Here is a 23,535-nt window from a genome sequence, read left to right as displayed (position 1 = left end):
ATGTTGCTGTTCTAGCGCGGCTACGACCGCACTCTGACGTGAGGTGCAGAACGATCAAATGTGCCTTTAAGAATGGATAGCGCGTTTGTTTAGGATTGTAGTCGTGACTGAAGCTCCTACAGCCCGCGAAACACCGGAATACGCCCGTTCAGTGACGGACGGTACTCCCAGGCAAGCTGATCCAGCGCGCCGTTGTGCGTGAGGAGTTCGCTGAGCGTGGCGCTGGCGATGCTCGAGGCGAGAGTCTGGCCGGGGCACTGGTGGCGACCGGCGCCGAAGGTGAAGCTGCGGCGGGCCGGGCGGTCGAGGATCAAGGCGTCCGGGTTGTCGTTGAGTTGTGGGTCGCGGTTGGCCGAGGCCAGCAGCACCAGAATGACATCGCCGGGCTTGAGACTCACGCCGTGGATTTCACAAGGCGCGCTCACGAAGCGACGGGTGTTCTGGACCGAAGGATCATGGCGTTGGACTTCCGCCAACAGGTCTTTGACCCGCGCCGGATAGCGCTGCAGTTCACCCTTGAGGTGCGGGTTGCGGATCAACGCCAGCACAGTGTTGCCGATCAATCCGGCGGTGGCCTCAAAGGTCTGGGAGAGCAGGCCTATCAGGTTGGCGAGTAGGGTTTCGTGGTCTGTCAGGCGTTGGCGAATCCCTTCAAGTAGAGGGCTTTGGTGGTCCTGTGCGCTGAGGCGTTCTACGAAGTAACCGTTCAGGTGTTCCGCCGCTGCATGGGCTGTGTCCAGTTGGGCCGGGCTGCTCAAGGGCGACAGGCACGCGACGAAATCAGCCGTCAGTTCGCTGAGGGTTCGACCTTCTGCTGGAGTAAATCCGAGCAGCGAGGCGACCACGCAAACCGGGCCCATGAACATTGCCTTGTGCAGCCCGTCGGCGGACAGACTGATCAATCGGGCGCGGACCCGTGCGTTGACCTCATCGGTGTCGATCACTTCCAGTCCGGGCTGTATGGCCGACCTCGGGCAGCGCTGGCGTTCGCCGTCGTTCATTCGCATCAACCGGCCAAACACCTTGCCGGCGTAACCCTGCGCAATGGCGTTGGGCACCGGTTCGTGGGTCGGCCGGACCTTGCAGTCGGGATGAGCCAGCACGGCGGCAACGGCCTGGGCGCTGCTGGCTACCCACAAACCCAGTCCCTGATGAAATGAAAGGCCGCCATCGGCCCGCAGGCTGGCGTAATAAGGGTAGGGATCGGTATGGGTCGCGGCAATGATCGGGTTCATGAGGCGCTGCCTTATTCGTCGGAGGAAAGTGTTGCTACTATCTCCACTCCGAAAGGGCCACGATTCGTCCGGGAGCGAAATATGAACGTTGAACAACACGACATCGGCGTATCGCAAGTGGCGGCGGCGATTGCCGAGCCGGCCCGGACGAAAATCCTCTGCTCACTGATGGACGGCCACGCGCGCACGAGTACCGAACTGGCAGTGATCGCCGACGTCAGCGCCTCCACGGCCAGCGCCCATCTGGCGAAACTCAAGGAACTCGCCTTGGTGCGGCTGCATGTTCAGGGTCGCCATCGTTATTACAGCCTGGCGGATCAACGGGTCGCTCAGGCCCTGGAAGCGCTGATGGTGATCGGCCAGAACGCCGCGCCGACGTTCAGTCCGCGCACACCCGATCGCCTGCAATTCGCCCGCACCTGCTACGACCACATGGCCGGCACGTTGGCGGTGTTGCTGCACGACCGGATGCTGGAAGCAGGTTGGTTGGCAATGTCGGAGCTGGGTGATCAGCAGTACGCGCTGAGCGAAACCGGTGAGCGTTTTTTCGATGGGCTAGGCATCGACGTGAAATCCTTGAGCAGTCTGCGCCGACGTTTTGCCTGTTCCTGTCTCGACTGGAGCATGCGTCGGCCGCACCTCGGCGGATCATTGGGCGCGGCGTTGCTGCAAACGGCGATCAAGCGCAAATGGCTGACGCAGGACCTGGACAGCCGGGCGCTGGCGTTGACGGCGACCGGACGCAAAGAGCTCTCGGCCAGGTTCGCGGTTGAACTGCCGGCTCTGGCGAAGGTGGAACTGCGTGGTGCTACTGAGCCAAAAAATCGCTCGGTCGCCAGCCCTTCGCCATAGCGGCGGGTGTTCGCTATCGGCTCGCCGAGGCCATGAGCACGCCGAAGCCGGCGAAGGTGACGCCTGACACCTTCGCGGCCAGCCAGGAACCTTTTTGACTCGACAGCCAGCCTTTAGCCGCATTGGCGAGCAGGGCATAGCTGCCGTGAATCACGATCACCAGCACGCTGTAGGAGCTGACCAGGGTAAAAAACTGGCTGTAGTAGTGCGCCGAGGTGTCGATGAACTGTGGAAACACCGCGAGAAAGAAGAACACGGCTTTTGGGTTCAACAACTGGAGCGATGCCGCTTCGACGAAGCGATACCCAGGGCTGGACGAGTTCACTTCACGCTCAGGGATGAAACGATCGGTGCGCCAGCTTTTGTAGCCCAGGTACAAGAGGTACGCCGCGCCAGCATATTTCAGAGCGGTGAACGCGCTCGCGGAGGTCGCCAGAATCAGGCCAACGCTGGTTGCGCTGATCCCGGCAACGACAAAGGCTCCCAGAGCAATGCCCAGGATACCCGGCAGTGCGCCGGTCCAGCCATGGCGCAGCGCGTTGGTCAGCGTCAGAACCACGCCAGGCCCTGGGCTGAGAATGGTCAAAGTGGCAAACAGTAAAAATAGTCCGTAGCTATTCATCTCTCACTCCATCAGGTGACGCCGGTTGCGTGCTCGCAGAGTGGCGTGAGGAGGAGGGCGTGACAAACGCTTTAATTGCACGGCATATGTGACTAAATTAGACGCATGATTAATCAACTCCCCCCCTTGAACGCTGTTCGCGCTTTCGCGGTCGCTGCTCGTCATCAGAGCTTCAGTCTCGCGGCCGAGGAGCTGCATGTCAGTCATAGTGCCGTCAGTCGGCATATCAAATTGCTTGAGGAACACTTGGGCGTGCTGCTGTTCGAGCGGCGTATCCGGCAATCGGTGCTGACGCCGGCAGGTCAGAGCTTCTTCGAACAGGTCAGCGCGGGCTTGTCACAGATTGCCAACGCCGCAGCGGCACTCAAACAACAGGCCTCGTTGCGTACGGTGAAGATCAACGTTCGCCCGACCTTTGCCCTGCGCTGGCTGACGCCTAGGCTGGCGGATTTCATGGCGCTGTACCCGGACATCAAAGCGCAGGTGGTCACTTCCACTCTGGCGCCGGATCACGCACGAGACGGGTTCGACATTGTTATTCGACGTGGTCGCGACGGCTGGGCGCCCGACATTCACGCGCAGGTACTATTCGAAGACGAACTGCTGCTGGTCGCGGCGCCATCGCTGATCAAGCGCCTACCGCTCGACGACTTGAACGCCCTCAGCCGACATACCTTGCTGACCGCCAAGACACGTCGCGAGGACTGGCACAACTGGGCCCTGCTGTTTGGCGAAACGCAGTCAGCGACTCAGACGACGCTGCAGTTCGATCATATGCATCCGGTGCTTGAGGCTGCTGTGGAGGGACAGGGCGTTGCCTTGTGTCCGGCCTCCTTGCTGGGCAGTGACGTGTCGAGCGGCCGCCTGATCTGCCCGTTGCCCGAACTGCGGATGCCGTTGCCGCGTTATTACTACGGTGTTGCGCCGGATGTGACGGCGCAGACTCAGGTGCTTCTGGAGTGGTTGTTTGCCTGGATCGAAGTAGATGCCGGTGAGGTAGGGCGATTGATTGCAGGGTGATTTTAAGATCAAAAGATCGAAGCCTTCGGCAGCTCCTACGGCGCAAGGTATACATGTAGGAGCTGCCGAAGGCTGCGATCTTGACGCTTTCACTGGCGCTGAAAATCCAAAGCCCACCCACCGCGTTAGCGATGGGTGGGCTTTTTAGTGCTGCAAGCGCTGGATCAGACCTTGACGATCCAGCCCTCTGGCGCCTCGATGTCGCCAGTCTGCACACCGGTCAGCTCTTTGTAGAGCTTCTGGGTGACCGGGCCGACTTCGGTTTCGCTGTGGAACACGTGCAGTTTGCCGTTGTACTCGATGCCGCCGATTGGCGTGATCACTGCAGCAGTACCGCAGGCGCCGGCTTCCTTGAAGTCGCCGATCTTGTCGATGAACACGTCGCCTTCAATGACTTCCATACCCAGACGACTTTTTGCCAGTTCGATCAGTGACAGGCGGGTGATACCTGGCAACACCGAAGGGGATTTCGGCGTGACGAAGGTGTTGTCGTGGGTGATACCGAAGAAGTTGGCCGAGCCGACTTCTTCGATCTTCGTATGGGTCATCGGGTCCAGGTAGATGCAGTCGGCGAAGTGCGCCTTCTTGGCCTCGGAGCCGGGCATCAGGCTGGCAGCGTAGTTGCCACCGACCTTGGCAGCGCCGGTGCCTTGTGGCGCCGCGCGGTCGTAGCTGGAGATCAGGAAATTGTGCGGGGTCAGGCCACCCTTGAAGTAGGCGCCGACCGGGATGCAGAAGATCGAGAAGAGGAACTCGGGAGCGGTACGCACGCCGATGTTGTCACCCACGCCAATCACGAACGGACGCAGGTACAGCGCGCCGCCAGTGCCGTACGGCGGAATGAAACGCTCGTTGGCACGGACCACGGCCTTGCAGGCTTCGATGAAATCTTCGGTTGCCACTGGTGGCATCAGCAAGCGAGCGCAACTGCGCTGCATGCGCAGGGCGTTCTGGTCGGGGCGGAACAGGTTGATCGAGCCGTCCTTGCAACGATAGGCCTTCATGCCTTCGAAGCATTGCTGGCCGTAGTGCAGGGCGGTCGAGCCTTCGCTGATGTGCAGCACATTGTCGGAGGTCAAGGTGCCTTTGTCCCAGGAACCGTTGCGCCAGTACGACAGATAACGCTTGTCTGTCTTGATGTAGTCAAAACCCAGCTTGTCCCAATTGATGCTTTCGTTACCCATGACACCCTCTATCACTTAACAATCGCCTGAACGGTTCAAGGCTTCTGACGTTTTTCTGGATGGGGACAACAATACTTCATTCCGGACCTAAATCGCAGCCCGGATTTCGGTCTGTGATCGTTCCCATGCGAGCGTGGGAACGATCAGTGTGAGGCTGTTACAGATGCAACGCGTGCCCCAATGCTCGCAACGCCGCTTCCTGCACCGCTTCACCCAATGTCGGGTGCGCGTGGATGGTGCCGGCGATGTCTTCCAGGCGAGCGCCCATTTCCAGGGACTGGCCGAACGCCGTCGACAACTCGGACACCCCGACACCGACCGCTTGCCAGCCGACAATCAGATGATTGTCACGCCGTGCGACCACCCGCACGAAGCCGCTTTTCGATTCCAGGGTCATCGCCCGACCATTGGCGGCGAACGGGAAGCTCGACACGATGCAATCCAGGCCTGCGGCCTTGGCGTCGTCCGGGGTCTTGCCGACCACCACCAGTTCCGGGTCGGTAAAGCACACGGCGGCGATGGCAGTCGGGTTGAACTCGCGGTGTTTGCCCGAGATCAGCTCGGCGACCATTTCACCCTGTGCCATGGCGCGGTGGGCGAGCATCGGCTCGCCGCTCAGGTCACCGATGGCCCAGACGTTACGCATGCTGGTCGCACAGCGGTTGTCGATCTTGATCGCCGAACCGTTCATGTCCAGGTTCAAGGCTTCAAGGTTCCAGCCTTGGGTGTTGGGTTTACGCCCCACAGCCACCAGCACTTGATCGGTGACCAGGTTCAGGGTTTCGCCGTTCGGGTCGCGCACTTGCAAGGTATTTGTTTGTGAATCAAAGCCTTCGACGCTGTGCTTCAAGTAAAGCTTCACGCCGAGTTGTTTCAACGCTTCGTTGACCGGCTGGGTCAGTTCGGCGTCGTAGGCCGGCAGAATCCGATCCTGCGCCTCGACCACGCTGACTTCAGCGCCAAGCTTGCGGTAGGCAATGCCCAGCTCAAGCCCGATGTAGCCGCCGCCCACCACGATCAGCCGTTTTGGCACGCTTTTCGGCGCCAGGGCTTCGGTGGAGGAGATGATCGGTCCGCCAATTGGCAGCATTGGCAGGTTGACGCTTTTCGAACCGGTGGCCAGCAGCAGGTGCTCGCACTGGATACGGGTGTCGCCGACTTCGACGGTTTTGCCGTCGATGACCTTGGCCCAGCCTTGAATGACCTGGACCTTGTGCTTTTTCAGCAGCGCCGCGACGCCGGTGGTCAGGCGATCAACGATGCCGTCCTTCCACTCGACGCTTTTGCCGATGTTCAGGGTTGGCGCCGAAACGTTGATCCCGAGGGCCGAGTGCTGGCTGTGATGTTGAGTCTGATGGAACTGTTCGGCCACATGAATCAGCGCTTTCGACGGAATGCAGCCAATGTTCAGGCAGGTGCCGCCCAGCGCCTGGCCTTCTACCAGAAGGGTGTTGATGCCCAGCTGACCTGCGCGGATCGCCGCCACATAACCGCCAGGGCCGCCGCCGATGATCAGCAGCGTGGTGTTCAGAGTCTGTTGCATGCCTTGCTCCACAAATACTTATTCCACAAACAGCGTGGCGGGTTGTTCGAGCAAGCCACGGATGGCCTGGATGAATTGCGCCGCGTCCATGCCATCGACCACGCGGTGATCGAAGGAACTGGAGAGGTTCATCATCTTGCGAATCACGATCTGGCCTTTGATCACCATTGGCCGTTCAACGATCTTGTTGACGCCGACGATGGCCACTTCGGGCAGGTTCAGCACCGGGGTGCTGACGATGCCGCCCAAAGCGCCGAGGCTGGTCAGGGTGATGGTCGAGCCGGACAGTTCATCGCGGCTGGCCTTGCCGTTGCGCGCGGCGCTGGCCAGACGGGCGATTTCTGCGGCGCTGTCCCAGAGGCTGCGGGCCTCGGCGTGACGCACCACCGGCACCATCAAACCGATGTCGCTTTGGGTCGCGACGCCCACATGCACGGCACCGAGGCGGGTGATGACCTGGGCTTCGTCGTCGTAACGGGCGTTGATCTGCGGGAAGTCGCGCAGGGCAACAACCATGGCCCGTAACAGGAACGGTAGCAAGGTCAGCTTGCCGCGAGTGGCGCCGTGTTTTTCATTCAGATGCGCACGCAGTTCTTCCACCGCAGTGACGTCGATCTCTTCGACGTAGCTGAAGTGTGCCGCACGCTGAGTCGCGTCCTGCATCCGCTGGGCGATCTTGCGACGCATGCCGATCACCGGGATCTGCTGTTCGTCGTTGCGTTCGGCATAAGCGGCCACAGCGGTCGATGCGTTCGACTGACCTTGTGCCAGATAGGCGTCGAGGTCTTCGTGCAAAATCCGTCCGGCAGGGCCGGTGCCGCGCACCAGGCGCAATTGAATGCCTGCATCCAGCGCGTGTTTGCGCACGGCCGGGGAGGCCAGTGGGCGTTCATCGGCTTCGCGAGCGACCAGCGGGCCTTGCGGCACGACAGGGCGAACCGGTGCGACGGGTTTGCTTTCAACCACGGCTTCGACTTTCGCTGCGGCAACTGGCGCAGGCTTCGGTGCTTCTGCGACCGCCGCAGGCTGAGACGACTCTTTGACGTTGCCCGCGCCTTCTACTTCGATGCTGATCAGAATGCTGCCGACGGCCATGACTTCACCTGGCACACCGCCGAGGGCGATGACCTTGCCATGTACCGGGGACGGGATGTCGACCATCGCCTTGTCGGTCATCACATCGGCCAGCACCTGATCTTCGACGACCATGTCGCCGACCTTGACGTGCCATACCGACAGTTCAACTTCTGCAATGCCTTCGCCAATGTCCGGCATTTTAATAACGTGCGTGCCCATTCAGACCTCCATGACCCGTTGCAAAGCCGCGCCCACACGGGACGGACCAGGGAAATACGCCCACTCTTGCGCATGTGGGTAGGGAGTGTCCCAACCGGTCACACGCTCGATCGGCGCTTCCAGGTAGTGGAAGCAGTGCTCCTGAACCAGCGCGACCAGTTCGGCGCCGAAACCGCAGGTGCGGGTGGCTTCGTGAACGACCACGCAACGGCCGGTTTTCTTCACCGACTTGACGATGGTTTCCAGGTCCAGCGGCCACAGGCTGCGCAGGTCGATGACTTCGGCGTCGATGCCGGTCTCTTCAGCGGCCACTTGCGAGACATACACGGTGGTGCCGTAGGTCAGGATGGTCACGTCCTTGCCCGGACGGGTGATGGCGGCGACGTCCAGCGGCACGGTGTAGTAACCGTCCGGCACTTGCGCGGCCGGGTGTTTCGACCACGGGGTTACCGGGCGGTCGTGATGGCCGTCGAACGGGCCGTTGTACAGGCGTTTTGGCTCGAGGAAGATCACCGGGTCATCGTTTTCGATGGAGGCGATCAGCAGGCCTTTGGCGTCGTAGGGGTTGGACGGCATCACCGTGCGCAAGCCGCAGACCTGAGTGAACATCGCCTCGATGCTCTGGCTGTGGGTCTGGCCACCGTAAATGCCACCGCCGCAAGGCATGCGCAGGGTCATCGGGGCGGTGAACTCGCCGGCCGAGCGGTAGCGCAGACGTGCGGCTTCGGAAATGATCTGGTCCGACGCCGGGTAGACGTAATCGGCGAACTGAATCTCCGCCACTGGACGCAGACCGTAAGCGCCCATGCCGACGGCGACGCCGACGATGCCGCTTTCGGAGATCGGCGCATCGAACACCCGCGAGGTGCCGTATTTGTTCTGCAGGCCTTCGGTACAACGGAACACACCACCGAAGTAGCCGACGTCCTGGCCGAACACCACGACGTTATCGTCGCGTTCAAGCATCACGTCCATGGCCGAGCGCAGGGCCTGGATCATGGTCATGGTGGTTGTGGTCATGGCGGTTTCCAACTGAATATTATTGTTGTGATCGTTCATGTCAGATCCCCAACTCTTGACGCTGGCGCTTCAAGTGCTCCGGCATCTCTTTATAGACGTCTTCGAACATTGTCGCTGCGCTCGGAATCTGGCCACCGGCGAGGGTGCCGTACTGCTCGGCTTCTTTTTGCGCGGCAATCACTTCGGCTTCGAGTTCGGCGCTGAGGGCTAAGTGTTCCTCTTCGGACCACTGACCGATTTTCACCAGGTGCTGCTTGAGGCGCGCAATCGGGTCGCCCAACGGGAAGTGGCTCCAGTCGTCGGCGGGGCGGTACTTGGACGGATCGTCGGACGTCGAGTGCGGGCCGGCACGGTAAGTGACCCATTCGATCATGGTCGGGCCGAGGTTGCGGCGGGCGCGTTCGGCGGCCCAGGTAGAGGCCGCGTAGACCGCGATGAAATCGTTGCCATCGACTCGTAGAGAGGCGATGCCGCAGCCGACGCCACGACCGGCGAACGTAGTGGCTTCACCGCCAGCAATCGCCTGGAAGGTCGAGATCGCCCATTGGTTGTTGACCACGTTGAGGATCACCGGCGCACGGTAAACGTGAGCGAAAGTGAGGGCGGTGTGGAAGTCCGATTCAGCGGTGGCGCCGTCGCCGATCCAGGCCGAGGCGATCTTGGTATCGCCCTTGATCGCCGAAGCCATGCCCCAGCCCACGCCTTGCACGAACTGGGTGGCGAGGTTGCCGGAGATGGTGAAGAAACCGTGATCGCGTACTGAGTACATGATCGGCAACTGGCGGCCCTTGAGCGGATCGCGCTCGTTGGACAGCAGTTGGCAGATCAGGTCCACCAGCGGTACTTCGCGGGCCATCAGAATGCTTTGCTGGCGGTAGGTGGGGAAGCACATGTCGTCAATGTTCAGGGCCAGCGCCTGGGCGCTGCCGATGGCTTCTTCGCCAAGGCTCTGCATGTAGAACGACATCTTTTTCTGACGTTGGGCGACCACCATGCGGTTGTCGAAAATCCGCGTCTTGAGCATGGCGCGCATGCCTTTACGCAGAATTTCCACAGGTACGCCTTCCGCCCACGGACCGAGGGCATTGCCCTGATCGTCGAGCACGCGAATCAGGCCCCTGGCCAGATCAGCGGTGTCGGCAGGTTCTACGTCGATTGGGGGTTTACGCACCGTACCGGCATCGGTCAGATGCAGGTAGGAGAAGTCGGTTTTGCAACCGGGACGGCCCGAGGGTTCGGGAACGTGCAGGTGCAGCGGTTCGTACGCTTGGTTCATGGCTTCTACGCTCGATCTTGTGAATTTCTTGTAGTGAGCTGACAGTCATCCTTCGGATAGGAGGAATCTTGTCCTACAACAATCATAGGCCGGGCCAAGAAGAATATTTATCTCTGTTTCGTTGCGCTTCAGATCATTTGAGGATAAAAATTCTGCATAAACATAAAAATCAGGTGGTTTTGTCTCATGCGCAAACTGGACCGTACGGATATCGGCATTCTCAATAGCCTTCAGGAGAACGCCCGTATTACCAACGCCGACCTCGCACGTTCGGTGAACCTGTCACCGACACCGTGCTTCAACCGGGTCAAGGCGATGGAAGAGCTGGGGTTGATTCGCGAGCAGGTCACGCTGCTGGATGCCGAGTTGCTGGGGCTGCACGTCAACGTGTTCATTCACGTCAGCCTGGAGAAGCAGGTGGAGGAGGCGCTGGCGCAGTTCGAGGCAGCAATCGCCAACCGTCCGGAGGTGATGGAGTGTTACCTGATGGCCGGCGACCCGGATTATCTGATCCGCGTACTGGTGCCGACCATTCAGTCGCTGGAGCGTTTCATGATGGACTTTCTGACCAAAGTCCCGGGCGTCGCCAACATCCGCTCAAGCTTTGCGCTCAAGCAGGTACGCTACAAAACTGCATTGCCGTTGCCTGCCAATGGGTTGACCCTGGCCAACTAATCCTCTAGTTCAGTACGCGGATCGAATGGCCGGTTGTCCAGGCCTGAATATCCTCAATCATCTGCGAAAAGAACAGCTGGTAGTTCTGTTCGCTGACATAGCCGACATGCGGTGTGGCCAGCACATTGGGCAAGGTCCGAAACGGATGTTCGGCGGCCAATGGCTCGTGCTCGAAGACATCCAGCGCTGCGCCCTTCAGACGATTGTGCTCAAGGGCCTGGATCAATGCGGCTTCATCGACAATCGGCCCGCGGGCGGTATTGATCAGCACTGCGCCGGGTTTCATCCAGCCCAGCGCCTCTTCATCGACCAGGCCGCGGCTGCGCTCGCTGAGCACCAGATGGATCGACAGCACATCGGCCTGCTCGAACAGTTCACGCTTGCTGACATAGCTCACGCCGGCTTCAGCAGCGCGCTCGGCGGTGAGGTTCTCGCTCCAGGCGATCACGCGCATACCGAACACCTGGCCGAACCGGGCGATCCGTTGGCCAATGCTGCCCAGGCCCAGAATGCCGAGGGTCTTGCCGTGCAAGTCGCCACCCAGGCCTTGCTGCCAGTGGCCGGCACGCAGGGCGTTGGCTTCTGCAAGCAGATTGCGGGTCAGGGCAATGATCAGCGTCCAGGTCAACTCAGGCGCCGCGTGCTTGTAGCTGTCGGTGCCGCAGACCTGAATCCCTAACGCAGCAGCAGCCTTGAGGTCGATGGCCGCATTGCGCATGCCACCGGTCACCAGCAATTTCAGTTTGGGCAGGCTACGCAACAGCGCTTCGTCAAACAGCGTGCGCTCGCGCATGACGCAAATCACCTCGAAGGGTCGCAGGCGTTCACTTAGAGTGGCGTGGTCGGCGGGATAGTCATGCAAAAAACTGACTTCGCCGATACCGTTCAGCGCCGACCAATCCACCACATCACGGGCCACGCCCTGCCAGTCATCAATCACCGCAATCTGCACAGCCATGAGCATTGCCTCTTCAAAGGGTCGGCGCATTCTTTGTGAATCAGCCGATGCTGAAACGTCGCGATTAGGGCGACATTAACAACTGACCGCAGCGTAGATTCAAGGCATCCAGCCCATGGGCATGCCTGGAGCCGCCACGCCGAGCAGATCAGAGCGTTTGTTCAAGGCCAATACCTGTTCAGCGGGCATCATTTGCTGGCTCACTTGACCTTGAAGCGTCCCATGATTGAACTGACCCGGCTATTGGCGTCCAGCAACTGGCGCGTATTGAGCTCGGTGGCGTGACCGCTTTGCACCAGCTCTTCGACCATGTGGCGGATCTGCACCATGCTGCGGTTGATCTCCTCGGTCACCGCGCTCTGTTGTTCGGCGGCAGTGGCGATCTGGGTGCTGAGGCTGTTGATGTGGCTGACCGAACCGGCCATTTCGTCCAGCCCGGCGTTGACGCGTGCCGTCGCATCGGCGGCGGACTGGCAACTTGCCTGAGTGTTTTCCATCGCCGCCACCGAAGAGCTGACGCCTTGGGTCAGGCGGCTGAGCATCTCGTTGATCTCCGAGGTGCTGGCCTGGGTACGGGCGGCGAGGGCGCGCACTTCATCGGCGACCACTGCAAAGCCTCGACCTTGTTCACCGGCCCGCGCGGCTTCAATCGCTGCGTTGAGTGCCAGCAGGTTGGTTTGCCCGGCAATGGCGCCGATCACTCCAAGGATTTCGGTGATGCGCTGCGCGTCCTGCTGCATGCTTTCGACTTTATGGGTGGCGCTGGCCACTTCGCCGATCAATGCGCTCACGCTGCTTGAGGCTTCGCCCACCACCACCCGCGAACGGTCGGCGTGTTCACTGGCGCGCTGGGTAAACGCGGCGGTTTGTGCAGCGTTCTCGGCGACACTGTCGGCGGTCGAACTCATCTCGGTGATGGCGGTGACGGTCTGGTCGGTCTCCGAGGCATGACGCTGCAGGATCTGGTTGGTGTGTGCCGAGGTCTGTTGCAGTTTGTCCAGGCTTGAGGCCATGGCGCCCGTGGCCTGGGTGACTTCGCCGATCATGTTCTGCAGATAGGCGATGAAGGTATTGACTGAATGACCGATCGCGCCCAGTTCATCCTCGGCGCGAATGGTGATGCGCCGGGTCAGGTCGGCGTCGCCGGTAGACAGCGCGTCAATGTTGGCCTTCAAGGCTTTCATGCGCTGGATCAGTTGGCGGATCGCATAGATTTGCAGCAGCACCAGCAGCAGGACCATCGGGATCTGCAACAGGCTCAAGGTGCTCAGCACATCGTCGCGTTGAGCCGTAATCAGTTTGGTTGGCAGGGCGGTGGCGAGGAACCACGGCGTGCCTTCGATCGGACGCATGAAGAAGGTGTTCGCCACGCCTTGATTGTCGAACTCGACGCGTTGCAGCGAAGCGTCACGGCGCTCAAGTGCGGTTTTGATCTGCGCGGCAAACGGCGAGTTGCCTGCAAGTTCACTGATGTTTTTCAGGACTATCGGGCCATTGATGCGTGAGCTGTTGCTGATGATCTTGCCGTCGGCCTCGACGATCAGCATTTCGGCGCCCAGGTCTTTTTCCTTGCGCGCTACCAGGTCATTGAAGAAGCCCAGCGTGACGTCAATGGTCGCGACCCCGTACGGCACGCCGTTGCGCGCAATCGCCATGGCGCAGTTGGTACGCGGCTCGGCACTGGCATCGTCCTTGTAGGCGGTGGCCCAGGCGCATTGACCACGCGGCGTCTGCATGCCGCCCTTGTACCAGGACTGGTCGTAATAGTTGGGTGCAGCGTCGCTGTTCCAGAACGTGTTGACGGCCAGTTTGCCCGACGCATCCCGGTGCCAGAAGGTACTGAATTTGTTGCGTCCGGCTTCGCGCTGGCCAGGCAACGGCCAGATCCCGCCACCAAACACCTTCAGCTCACCGTACTGATCCACCAGGCCAGGCAGCACGGTGTCGATGGCCGCGCTATCGAGCAGGGGGATGGTTTGGGTGATGCTGCGTTGTTGCGCTTGAACCTTGTTCAGTTCGCCCTGGATCTGATCGGCCACTTCGGCAATGCGGTTCAGGGCCACCTGTTCTTCCGTGTGCCGAAGTTTCGGCGCGACCAACTGGCTGATGCCCGCCACTGTCAAGGCGAATAACAGCAGGATGAACAGCACCAGAAACAGCGTGTAACGGGCTTGAATGGTACGGAATGCGGGCATTGAACCTGTCCTTCTGTGGCGTGCTAAGCGCTCTTGTTGATTTATTGCGGCGTTTAGCAGCTATCGGCCTGCGGCAGACTAGCTTTAGTACCATAGTCCCAAAACAGGCTTTTTACGGACGACCGGTTAGTCACGGGCGCGAGACATTTGCGCTTCCATTCCAGGCTGACGAAGTGGTTTTTTTGGGGTGCTTTTAAACCAAACTCGCGAGGGCGGGAGCGGTAAGCCCGTCACACACAGCATGAACGGGCCTGCCACTATCGATGTTATCGATCGAGCATCTGCATGACGGCCTGCGGGTAACGCGATCCGAGCACCGCGTCATCCGGAAAAATCGCCTCCAGCGCCGACAAGTCTTCCGGGCTTAACACAACGTTCAGCGCCGCGGCATTCTCCTCCAGATACTTGCGTTGCTTGGTGCCCGGAATAGGGATCAGGTAATCGCCCTGTGCCAATACCCAGGCCAACGCCAGTTGCCCGGCAGTCACACCTTTGTCCGCCGCCAGTGTTTGCACTTGCTGGACCAGCTGTAAATTCCTGTTGAAATTCTCGCCCTGAAAACGCGGGCTAAAGCGCCGGTAATCGTCCGCCGCAAAGTCATCAGGGCTTTTCAGGGCGCCGGTCAGAAAGCCTCGGCCAAGGGGGCTGTACGGCACAAAGGCAATTCCCAGACGCTGACAGGTGGCCAGGCAATCGTTGTGCTCCTGATCGCGACTCCACAGCGAGTATTCACTTTGCAGCGCGCTGATCGGGTGAACCTTGTGCGCTCGCTCAAGGGTTTTCGCTGATGCCTCGCTCAAGCCGAGGTAGCGCACTTTACCGGCCTGGACCAGTTCGGCCATGGCCCCTACGGTTTCTTCGATGGCCACGTCCGGATCGACGCGATGCTGGTAATACAAGTCCAGGGTTTCTATGCCCAGGCGTTTCAGCGTGCCATCGATGGCGGTACGGATGTAGTCCGGTCGGCCGTTGACCCCGCGTGCGGTGGGGTTGAGCGGATCACGCACAATGCCGAACTTGCTGGCCAGAAACACCTGATCGCGCTTGCCCGCAATGGCTTTGCCGATCAGCTCTTCGTTAGTGTGCGGACCATAGATGTCGGCGGTATCGAGCAAATTGATGCCCAGTTCCATCGCGCGATGCAGCGTAGCCAAGGCTTCAGAAGTATCGCCGCCGGTGGTGTAGAAGTCGGTCATGCCCATGCAGCCCAGACCGATCGCAGAAACCTGAGGGCCGTTTTTGCCCAGTTGACGAGTGTGCATGGTGTCGCTCCTTTTTGATGTGGGCCCATTGTTACGCTCGACAAAAACAAGATAAACCGGCTAAAAGCGCTATCACTGTTTGTAATTTCTAAATAATCATCGGGTAGCGAAGAGCAATGGACCGTTTTAATGCCATGCGGGTGTTCACGCGCATTGTCGAGCTGGAAGGGTTTGCCAAGGCCGCGGACAGCCTGCAAATGCCTCGGGCCTCGGTGACTATCCTGATCAAGCAGCTTGAGGCGCATCTGGGTGTCCAGCTGTTGCAGCGCACCACGCGGCACGTCAGTCCAACCGCCGATGGCGCGGCGTATTACCAACGTTGCGTGCGCCTGCTGGCTGATCTTGAGGAGGCGGAGGCGGCGTTTTCCAGCTCCCGGCAAAACCCGCGCGGGCAGTTGCGCATCGACATGCCTGCCGGTATCGGTCGTTTGCTGGTGATCCCGGCCTTGCCGGAATTTACCCGCCGTTACCCACTGATCGAATTGGAAATTGGCTTGAATGATCGTCCGGTCGACCTGATTCGCGAGGGCGTCGATTGTGTGCTGCGCGGTGGCTCGTCGCTGGATGAGTCGCTGGTGGCGCGACCTCTGGCAATGCTCGATCAGGTCACCTGCGCCAGCCCCGAATACTTGCAACGCCAGGGCACGCCGCAGTGCCTGGAAGACCTGGCAGGGCACCAGATGGTCGAGTATTTCTCCAGCACCACCGGCAAGCGTTTCGGTCTGGAGTTCGAAGTCGATGGGCACGTGCGTCTGGTGGATTTGCCCAAGCGGGTGGCGGTCAACAGCGCCGATGGTTACCTGGCCTCGTGCGAAGCGGGTTACGGTCTGGTTCAGACGCCGTATTACCACGTTGCACGGCAGTTGCGTGAGGGCAGTTTGTGCGAGGTGTTAGAACATCTGCCTCCGCCAGGGTTGCCCCTGACGGCGCTCTATCCCCCGCACCGCCAGTTGTCTCTACGGGTGCGGGTGTTTGTCGATTGGCTGGTGCAGCTCTGCGCTCAGCCAGGTAACGGGCTGGTGCGCAGGGCTTGAGGTCATTGAGTGCAAGGCGCGTCTGGCCGCTGCCGGAGTAAAGCGTCGTGCAGTTGCTGCATGTGCGGACAGTAAAAGCTGACGGGCCGAGGTCTTGCGCCACGATGAAACAAGGCATACCAGCCGGACGCCGCAGGCGCAGGCATCAGACCGGTAAAGACGAAGTTGATGGCGGAGAGTGTTTGCATATCGCGTGGAAAATGACGCGACAGATCAAGCTTGATCGAGATCATCCAATGCCTGGGTAGCTGTTCGAGTTGTTGCAGTACGCTTTTGCCCAACTGGTAGAGCACCACTTCCACACGGTCATGGTGCTGGCTTATCTGAATCGGATAAGGCCGATGCGTTGGCGAGTCATGTTGAGTGCCGAAAGAGGTAGACAGTTGCCCCATGAAGGTTGCGCAGGCCTGAGGCCATTCCAGTTGCGGTAATGGATGCGCATGCCCTTTGACCATTTGATAGCCAATGACAACGCTTTCCCCATAGGGCTCGCCAAAGGGTGAGGGAACATAGTCGGGAAGCAGCCCTATGCTTTGGAAACCGAGTCTTTGCGCCATCTGCTGAGTGTAGTGATGATGGGTGACCTGCTTGATCGAGACGCTCTTGAGTCCGAGTCGCCTCGCACGTCGCAGCAGTTCACGCCCCAATCGGCTGGCGATGCCTTTTCCCTGAGCTGCCGGGTGCACAAGGCTCAAGGCAAATTCTGCGTGATCGCGACCGCATGGGTCTCGACAGAGTGCCGCGTGGCCAACAATGTGATCATTGGCTACGGCCAGCATTGAGTACCATTGGTGGTCGGCGTTGTGCTGGCCAATCATCGACGGCAGATAGACGTCAGGCTGTACGTAATTTTCCCCGTACACCTGGCGAAACAACTCACTGACCGCAACAGAGTCCGCTTGCTTGAAGCGTCGAAGTCTGACTGTACTCATGGAGTTGGCTCCCGCTTTGGGGCGCTATACACCCGCAGGTCAACGATCCGGCGCTGTTTTCCAGAGCGTGGATGCAACTGCAATGCGCTTGCCGTGCAGGGGCTGACCCCATATTCAAGCTGACCATCGCCGGTCATCCGGATGATATCCGGGTACTGAGCCAGCAGCGCTGCGTGAATGGCCAGGGTCGTCGTTTCTATTGAACTGGAGCCTTGCGCAGGTACCCACATCAGCGTCATTCGATCCTTGACCCCGACACTTTCGAGCACTAACTGCCATTGCCAGCAATCGGCCAGGCGCTGAAGGATTTCACCGATATCTTCCTGGAACAGCGACAGAACCCCGATGCGGATACGAATGCTCTGTTCGCTACGCCCCAGCAAGGCGAATTTGCGTCGTGGGGTACCGCTCGGTTCGCGCCAGCAAGCCAGATCACCCACTGGATAACGCAGCAGTGGCATCAACGTGCGGGTCAGGTTGGTGATGATCAACTGACCAGGACGGTTACACGCTTCGATGACTTCATGAGTGTGTTCATCGACAATTTCCACCACCGTCTGCCCATCGAATACTCGATGCTCTCCGACCTCACAATCTCGTGTGCTGGCGCCTACCAGGCCTGCGTCGACACAGGCGTAGCCGATGGATGCGGTGCGTGCATTGGGAAAGACCTGTTGCAGCATCGACACCTGAGCGGCAAACAGACTTTCGCCACCGTAGAGCACGGTGGTGACCTGTGGCAGGACGCACTGTTGCTCGGCGAGCCAGGCGGAAAATCGCAGCAGTTGTGCCGGCACGCCAGCGAGGACATTGATCTGCTGCTCGATAAGGGTCGCCGCAAGTGTTGCGCAATCGACTTCGCCGGCAAACGGAAACTCACTGATGGCGGGGGCCACATGCGCCAATGAGTCATGGATGAACAGAAAACTGGCATACAGGTCACCGGCAAAGAACAGATTGGCAACCCGATCGCCGTCGCCTAGTTGTTCCGAGAGGGCGCGACCGAATTGAGTCACCATGTTTTGCCATTCTGCGCGCGTGTACGCCACCAGCTTTTCCTGGCCGGTTGAGCCTCCGGTTTTATAAATCAGGGCGATGTCGGTTTTACCCGTCAGTACGGGCCAGGTGTTCAAATTGTTGCTGCCACTCCAATAATCCGAGGCAATAGTCAGCGGCAAGTGTTCGAGAGTGCAGTGGTGTTCAGGCAAGTGCTTGAAGTGTGTTTTGTAATAGCCTGAGTGCTGTCGTGAATGCGACAGCACTGCGTCAAATGAATAACTAATGTTCATCGGTCTGTGCTCTTTATAGTGAATGGCTGTGGTTTTTTTATTTCGGTATCAACTGGTGGGGAAGTTGTTTCGCACGTCAATAATTAGCGGGGCTTTTCCGCTGTGCTTGTTGCGTTCGAACCGTCGTGGAGAACACCGCTGAACATCAAGTTTCAGTAGGCAACTATTCACAGCCGTTGAAATAACCGGGATCTCCAGCAATCGTTGACGCAGGGTCTGCGGATCGTATTCCGCGCGCACCCGTAAGCGTTCGCTGCCATTCGAGTCGTGATCAAGGACCAGCTGTAGTGGAGTGGCGGCTTTTTCTTCCAGATCGCGGGTCGAGACAAAATCCGAGGCGACACGTAGCAGTCGACCGTGTCGCCCATGCAGTTCAAAGCGAGGCGTGTCCAGGCCGCAAGGGCAGGCCCCCGGTACCCAACGTCCGCAGTCCCCGACCTCGTAACGGTTGATCGTCTGACCTTCGCGTGCCCGCGAGGTAAAGAGCAAACGACCGACTTCGCCGGGTTCGACGGGAACGTCGTACTCAACGTTGACGATTTCAAGCCATTGGGTGTCGCTCATCAGGTGAAATACACCGTCTGCGCTCGCCCGACACGCATGACCGAGAGGGCCCGCGTCGACAGAGCCGTAGATCGCGGAGCGAATGGTCGAGACCCCGCAACTCTCCATCAGCCGTCGGCTGGTATCGCCAGGATGTTCACCGCCCATGAAAATTTTACTCACCCCGGCATAGGCCCTGAGGCGATCCTGCTCATTGAAAAACAGGCGCTGCAACGTGCTTGGCATGCCGATTAAAGTGTTGATGCGCTGGCTCACGATCAGTTGGGCTATTTCACTGAAATCGTCGTCGTTGGGGCCACCCATAGGGAAGTGCGTGACACCCATCTGTTCGAGGATTCTGGAGAAACTGAACAGCCCGCCATAAAGGTTGCCGCCGTAGAACAGGTTCATCACCCGGTCCTGGCCTGGGGTCAGCCCCAGGGCGAACATGCCGTCAGCCGCCGCGCGCATCTGCCGGTTAAAGTCTCGATAGCTGAACCCGGCCAAGGCTGGAACCCCGCTGGTGCCTCCCGAGCGAAAAAACAGTTGGGCCTCGGGCGCTAAAGGTTGTGCGATGAAATCCGCTTTGCTCATCACCGCGCAGGTATTCAAGCCTGCCGGTGCGCAAGGGGGGGCGTCCAGTGTCGCGCGGTTGGCCAATAACTGCGCTGGCAAGGTTACCGAGGTCCTGCGGGTCATGCGTGACAGGGCGTAAACGCCGTCATGGGGTTCGCCCGCATAGCCCTCATGAATCAGCTCGGGCGGCGCGATTCGATTGACGCCGGCACTCAGCAGTTTCCTGACCAGGCCTGGCGTTTGTCCGGGTGTGCTGATCAGCGCACAGCTTTGCAGAAATGCCCGCCATGGCAGCAACGACGCGGCGACCAAAACCTGTGGCATCGGACGTAACAACACCGTACGAAACAACGGTGACGGCGCAAGCTTGCGATGGTGCTCCCAAATGACCCGCCATCCATCACCGGACCAGACGTGTCCCGTTTGATCGGCAAAGCTCTGATCGAGTTGCGCGAAGGCAACCCGCGTAGTGATCTCCGAGGCTTCCTGAGGCGTGGGGGGCAACGCGGGCCAGCGGTTGGCGCGGCGTTCGAACGCGTTGGCGAGTTGTTCGCCGATGGCGTGCAGCGTTTGCGGGTCATCACTGTCCACCAGCAGCCACTGCGGACTGGAGCAGGCTTGCTGGTCCAGTCGGCAGACCTCATCGACCAGGGCATCCAGCGCTGAGGGCGAGACGGCTTCAGGCGACACGTAGGCAAAACTGATCTTGTGTCCCCAGTCGATCCAGCGACAACCGCTGGGAATCTGCTGGCGAATGGCGTTGAGCGCTGTTTCGCCACCCCATGCGCTGACGCCATCGGCGTGAGCGCACAGAAGACCGATGTGATCGGTGTCTACAGGTAGCACGGCGATGCTGTTAGCCAGCAATCCGCCAGGGTCGCAGTCGAGCAACGCAGCCAGTAACTGTGCGCTCAGGCCATTGTCACTGGCGCTTGGACGCAGCCAGTTGATATTGCCCACCAGCAGGCTTTCAAGTACTGCGCAGAACCCCAGCAACGGAGCGTTGGCAGGTGTGATATGCACCACGAGTCCTAGCGGGTGCCAGTTTTCAAAAGGCTGTTGATCGTAGGCAATGCGTCGTAAAGAACGCGGTTGTACGCCCAGCTCTCGCGCAAGTTTGGCGCTCAGCGTGCTCCGTTGGCAGAACGCGATGAGTTCCAGGCGTTGCCCTTCATCAAGTTCAAGTGTGTGTTGATGGGTCAGCAGCTTCTGCGCGAAAAGCTCCGCGCATTCAAGGACCCTTTCGCTGCTCGGTGGTTGCTCCAGTTGTTGCGCCAATCCCGGCAGCAGCCTGTCGAGGGCGGCTTTGGGGGTGAGGGTGTCGTGCAGTTGGCCGTTGATCAGGTACATATCAAGCGCTCCCGATCAGTTCGGAGGCGGCCATCGCACAGCTACGACTGGCGCTGGTTCCGGCGCGGCCATGCAGCTCGAACCAGTCGGTGGCCAGGCCACAGCCGCAGGCTGCACCGGGGTGCAGGGTTGCCAGGTCACTCATGACTACGGCGTGTGCCGGGCTCGATGAAATGTAGGGCGACACCAACTGCAACAGGCCGCTCCTGCCGTAAGGCTGGACGGTGAAATCGCTTGGGTTGCGTACAAATACCTTCGAGTAGATCGGGACATGAAAGTGATGGTGGGCACATTCGATATAAGGCACGGCATGCTCGACAGCGCCGTACCCGTCTCGACAACGACTGACATCTATCCCCAATTGCTGCGTAATCCGGGAATAAAGCTGCTGCCTGGGGACTTCCTCGCTTGCCCGGGTTTTCCAGCCACCGCCAAGGAACACCAGCGAGTCGGGATGCAGCTCAAGGTCGGGCGCCTCAAGGTCTTGCATTCGTTGCAAGGCCTGCCAAAGAAACGCCGGAAAGCCAAAAATACGCACGGGTAAACCCTCATTGGCAAACCGGCGCAGGGCTTCGATCACACCGAACGCATCGAACTCGTGGCCGCTGCCTGTGGCGCGCAGTGCATAGACAATCCGATGGATCGGCGCGTATTGGCACAGGAACTGGTCGGTATAGGACGTTCCCAGGCTGATGGCCCCCGCTGGTTCGTAACTGAGCAACAGGTAGTTGCACGGGGTGTGGCTGATCCAGTGGTAATGCTCGAAGATCCGGCTGACCATGTTCTGGGCCGCCGTGATGCTTCGTTCGTCATAGCGCATGCGGCTTTTCTGACCGCGGGTACCCGAGGAGGTCAGCTCCAGGGCGTCCTGCCCGGTGGGACTCAGCAGCAGGCGTTGCTTGAAGTAGTTGGCGTACAGCGGAGGAAGGCGCGACCAGTCGTCCATGTCATCCAGCGCGCTGGCACTCAGGCCGTTAGCCTTAAGCCAATGCTCATAACCTGGCGTGTGGTGGCAGTGGAAGAGGCTTGTTTCGCGCATCGAATTGTCGAATAACCCTTGCGGGACAGAGTCCAGGCAATACGGCCGTGGCAATGCACACAAGGCGTCGGTGTAGGGTAGATGAATCATCAAAAGTCCTTTTTTGATTGAGTTATAGAGAGAGCGCGGACGCGGCCGGCAGCAGAACCCAGCGCAATGGCACCAGAGCCAGTAGTCCAGCGATACCGACTGTCAGGGCGAAGTAACCCGGGTTTTCGCCAGCGCCCAGCATTGCAATCACCGAGCCTGCTCCGGCCATTAGTGCGATGGAGATCATCCCCACCATGGCCGAGACCAACCCTTTGCTGTCTTCACTGGTAAACAGCGCCGCGCGGTACAGCGCGGCATTACTCATCCCCAGGCCAATGCCGTAAAGCATCAGGCCACTGACCAGAACCGGGATCGAAAGGGCAATCCGGCTGGCGATGATGAGCACCACAAGGCCCGCGCAGAATGGCCAGAGTGCCCGTTGGATCAAACCTTCCAGGCCGGTCCTGGCAATCATCAGGTTCAGCATCAGATTGCCGAAGATGACGGCGGCGAAGACCGGGATCTGCCACAGACCGTACTCAAGAACGGACACCCCTTGTCCCTGAATCAACAGCAATGGGGACAGGCCGATCCAGGCGATCAGGGGCAAACTCATCAGCCCGAGCGCGACACTGGCGCAGATGAATCTACGGTTCTTGAGCAGGGCGATGTATCGAAGAGCTATCGCACGCAGCTTGAATGGCGTGGGGTTTAGCCGTTTACCGTCCAGGCGTAGAACGCCAATGGTTTCCGGCATCACCCAATAAAGCGCCAACCACACCACGGTGCTGAAAATGCCGAGCATGAGAAAAAGCTCACGCCAGGTCATCCATTTCAGCATCAGGCTCCCAGCCAACGGGCCAAGGAGCGGAGAGAGCAGGGCAACATTACCCAGCAATGCCATGATCCGAACTGCGTCGGCTTCACAGAACACCTCCTGCAGCGCGGGGTAGCTGACGGCAATGACAAACCCCAATCCCATGCCTTGAAGCAGTCGCAACAGGTTGAACGCGAAAATACTCTGCACCCAGAGGGTAATGACGCAGGTCACGGCAAAGGCTGCGCAGCCAATCAGGAGTACTTTTCGGCGTCCGAAGCAATCCGCGAGCGGGCCAATCAGCCACTGCAAAAGAACGCCTCCCAGCAAGTACAGATTGAAGGCCGATGGAATATGCTTCGTACTGGCATTCAGGTCTTCGGTCACCGTCAACATGGCGGGCATTATCATATCGCTGGCCATGTAGGTCAGCAGTTCAAAAAGTGTAATCGCAAGGCAAAAGCCTAGCGCCCGGAAAGATCCGATTTCTATGATGGGCTTGAGCATAAAGTTCCAAAGTTTGTATGTTGGCTTATATAAAGGTCCTGCAGTGAAGTTGAGAGTAGTCTGGAATAAAAATAAGCCAAGCCAAATTATTTATTTGTTGAGGATAATAGTTATCGCATTATGTCGAGGTGTTGTATCGGGTAATAGTGGTGACTTATGTTGAGGACGCTAACTTACAGACCTGAGTGTAAAGCCCATGTACGAAAAAGCCCGCTCAGTGGCGTAATGCTGTTCACTTAAGCGGAGCAGCCTTACGGTCTACTGGAAAACGGGTCTTTGA

General features: G+C 59.4%; 18 protein-coding genes and 3 pseudogenes. 4 read left to right on the top strand and 17 right to left on the bottom strand.

The features are described 5' to 3' along the window. Window positions 1-116: 116 nt before the first annotated feature. Entirely contained in the window at window positions 117-1,235 is a 1,119-nt protein-coding gene (locus tag AC1RPZ_RS13300; RefSeq protein WP_493137507.1) for a cytochrome P450, read from the bottom strand. 81 nt (window positions 1,236-1,316) lie between these two features. Here AC1RPZ_RS13300 and AC1RPZ_RS13295 point away from each other — a divergent pair, with 81 nt between their 5' ends. Beyond that, window positions 1,317-2,087, top strand: coding sequence for an ArsR/SmtB family transcription factor (locus tag AC1RPZ_RS13295; protein ID WP_493137506.1), 771 nt, complete (start codon window positions 1,317-1,319; stop codon window positions 2,085-2,087). A 13-nt stretch (window positions 2,088-2,100) separates the two neighbouring features. On the opposite strand, the gene AC1RPZ_RS13290 is transcribed toward AC1RPZ_RS13295, so the two are convergent. Next, on the bottom strand, window positions 2,101-2,709 hold the full coding sequence (locus AC1RPZ_RS13290) for a LysE family translocator (protein WP_493137504.1): 609 nt from the start codon (window positions 2,707-2,709) through the stop codon (window positions 2,101-2,103). 105 nt (window positions 2,710-2,814) lie between these two features. Between AC1RPZ_RS13290 and AC1RPZ_RS13285 the strand changes: the two genes are divergently transcribed. Beyond that, complete coding sequence (locus tag AC1RPZ_RS13285) at window positions 2,815-3,729, top strand: LysR substrate-binding domain-containing protein (protein WP_493137503.1); 915 nt, start codon at window positions 2,815-2,817, stop codon at window positions 3,727-3,729. A gap of 164 nt (window positions 3,730-3,893) precedes the next feature. Here the strand turns inward: AC1RPZ_RS13285 and AC1RPZ_RS13280 are convergent, their stop codons facing one another. The 5 genes from AC1RPZ_RS13280 to AC1RPZ_RS13260 form a co-directional block, all read right to left on the bottom strand. Then, entirely contained in the window at window positions 3,894-4,913 is a 1,020-nt protein-coding gene (locus AC1RPZ_RS13280; protein WP_493137502.1) for a branched-chain amino acid aminotransferase, read from the bottom strand. Window positions 4,914-5,070: 157 nt separating this feature from the next. Continuing rightward, window positions 5,071-6,456 (bottom strand): dihydrolipoyl dehydrogenase, encoded by a 1,386-nt coding sequence (gene lpdA, locus AC1RPZ_RS13275; RefSeq protein ID WP_493137501.1) that lies wholly within the window; start codon window positions 6,454-6,456, stop codon window positions 5,071-5,073. 18 nt (window positions 6,457-6,474) lie between these two features. Beyond that, a complete protein-coding gene (locus AC1RPZ_RS13270) occupies window positions 6,475-7,752 on the bottom strand; it encodes a dihydrolipoamide acetyltransferase family protein (RefSeq protein WP_493137500.1) in 1,278 nt (425 codons plus the stop codon). Further along, on the bottom strand, window positions 7,753-8,811 hold the full coding sequence (locus AC1RPZ_RS13265) for an alpha-ketoacid dehydrogenase subunit beta (RefSeq protein ID WP_493137498.1): 1,059 nt from the start codon (window positions 8,809-8,811) through the stop codon (window positions 7,753-7,755). Between the two features lies 1 nt (window position 8,812). Then, window positions 8,813-10,048 (bottom strand): 3-methyl-2-oxobutanoate dehydrogenase (2-methylpropanoyl-transferring) subunit alpha, encoded by a 1,236-nt coding sequence (locus tag AC1RPZ_RS13260; protein ID WP_493137496.1) that lies wholly within the window; start codon window positions 10,046-10,048, stop codon window positions 8,813-8,815. 186 nt (window positions 10,049-10,234) lie between these two features. Between AC1RPZ_RS13260 and bkdR the strand changes: the two genes are divergently transcribed. Beyond that, the gene (gene bkdR / locus AC1RPZ_RS13255; RefSeq protein ID WP_071555481.1) at window positions 10,235-10,723 is read left to right on the top strand and encodes a Bkd operon transcriptional regulator BkdR; all 489 of its coding nucleotides are present in this window, start codon (window positions 10,235-10,237) and stop codon (window positions 10,721-10,723) included. A 4-nt stretch (window positions 10,724-10,727) separates the two neighbouring features. Here bkdR and AC1RPZ_RS13250 read toward each other — a convergent pair whose 3' ends face one another. From AC1RPZ_RS13250 to AC1RPZ_RS13230, 5 genes and pseudogenes are all read right to left on the bottom strand, one after another. Further along, complete coding sequence (locus AC1RPZ_RS13250; protein ID WP_493137495.1) at window positions 10,728-11,681, bottom strand: D-2-hydroxyacid dehydrogenase family protein; 954 nt, start codon at window positions 11,679-11,681, stop codon at window positions 10,728-10,730. 111 nt (window positions 11,682-11,792) lie between these two features. Beyond that, window positions 11,793-11,867, bottom strand: a pseudogene (locus AC1RPZ_RS13245) (DUF411 domain-containing protein); the annotation flags it as partial. Window positions 11,868-11,881: 14 nt separating this feature from the next. Beyond that, window positions 11,882-12,409: pseudogene (locus AC1RPZ_RS13240) on the bottom strand (methyl-accepting chemotaxis protein); the annotation flags it as partial. A gap of 333 nt (window positions 12,410-12,742) precedes the next feature. Further along, a pseudogene (locus AC1RPZ_RS13235) lies at window positions 12,743-13,876 on the bottom strand (cache domain-containing protein); the annotation flags it as partial. 266 nt (window positions 13,877-14,142) lie between these two features. Next, window positions 14,143-15,138, bottom strand: a complete 996-nt coding sequence (locus tag AC1RPZ_RS13230) for an aldo/keto reductase (protein ID WP_493137493.1) — start codon at window positions 15,136-15,138, stop codon at window positions 14,143-14,145. Between the two features lie 116 nt (window positions 15,139-15,254). On the opposite strand from AC1RPZ_RS13230, the gene AC1RPZ_RS13225 reads away from it, so the two are divergent. Next, entirely contained in the window at window positions 15,255-16,172 is a 918-nt protein-coding gene (locus AC1RPZ_RS13225) for a LysR family transcriptional regulator (protein ID WP_493137492.1), read from the top strand. A 2-nt stretch (window positions 16,173-16,174) separates the two neighbouring features. Here AC1RPZ_RS13225 and AC1RPZ_RS13220 read toward each other — a convergent pair whose 3' ends face one another. Genes AC1RPZ_RS13220 through AC1RPZ_RS13200 form a run of 5 tightly spaced genes read right to left on the bottom strand, consistent with a single transcriptional unit; the run spans window position 16,175 to window position 23,255 of the window. Further along, window positions 16,175-17,104 carry a GNAT family N-acetyltransferase gene (locus tag AC1RPZ_RS13220; protein WP_493137491.1) on the bottom strand — a complete coding sequence of 310 codons (930 nt, stop codon included), beginning with the start codon at window positions 17,102-17,104 and terminating at the stop codon, window positions 16,175-16,177. Beyond that, window positions 17,101-18,393 carry a phenylacetate--CoA ligase family protein gene (locus AC1RPZ_RS13215; protein WP_493137489.1) on the bottom strand — a complete coding sequence of 431 codons (1,293 nt, stop codon included), beginning with the start codon at window positions 18,391-18,393 and terminating at the stop codon, window positions 17,101-17,103. The genes AC1RPZ_RS13220 and AC1RPZ_RS13215 overlap by 4 nt, the downstream gene beginning before the upstream one ends. A gap of 48 nt (window positions 18,394-18,441) precedes the next feature. Then, window positions 18,442-20,862, bottom strand: a complete 2,421-nt coding sequence (locus AC1RPZ_RS13210) for an aldehyde dehydrogenase family protein (RefSeq protein WP_493137488.1) — start codon at window positions 20,860-20,862, stop codon at window positions 18,442-18,444. Window position 20,863: 1 nt separating this feature from the next. Next, entirely contained in the window at window positions 20,864-21,991 is a 1,128-nt protein-coding gene (locus AC1RPZ_RS13205; RefSeq protein WP_493137487.1) for a LuxE/PaaK family acyltransferase, read from the bottom strand. 22 nt (window positions 21,992-22,013) lie between these two features. Beyond that, on the bottom strand, window positions 22,014-23,255 hold the full coding sequence (locus AC1RPZ_RS13200) for an MFS transporter (RefSeq protein WP_493137485.1): 1,242 nt from the start codon (window positions 23,253-23,255) through the stop codon (window positions 22,014-22,016). Between the last annotated feature and the right edge of the window lie 280 nt (window positions 23,256-23,535).

The organism is Pseudomonas sp. GW822-FHT02D10, from assembly GCF_058802345.1.
The sequence above is the reverse complement of the archived record's forward strand: the minus strand, read 5'-3'. Positions and strand labels throughout refer to the sequence as shown.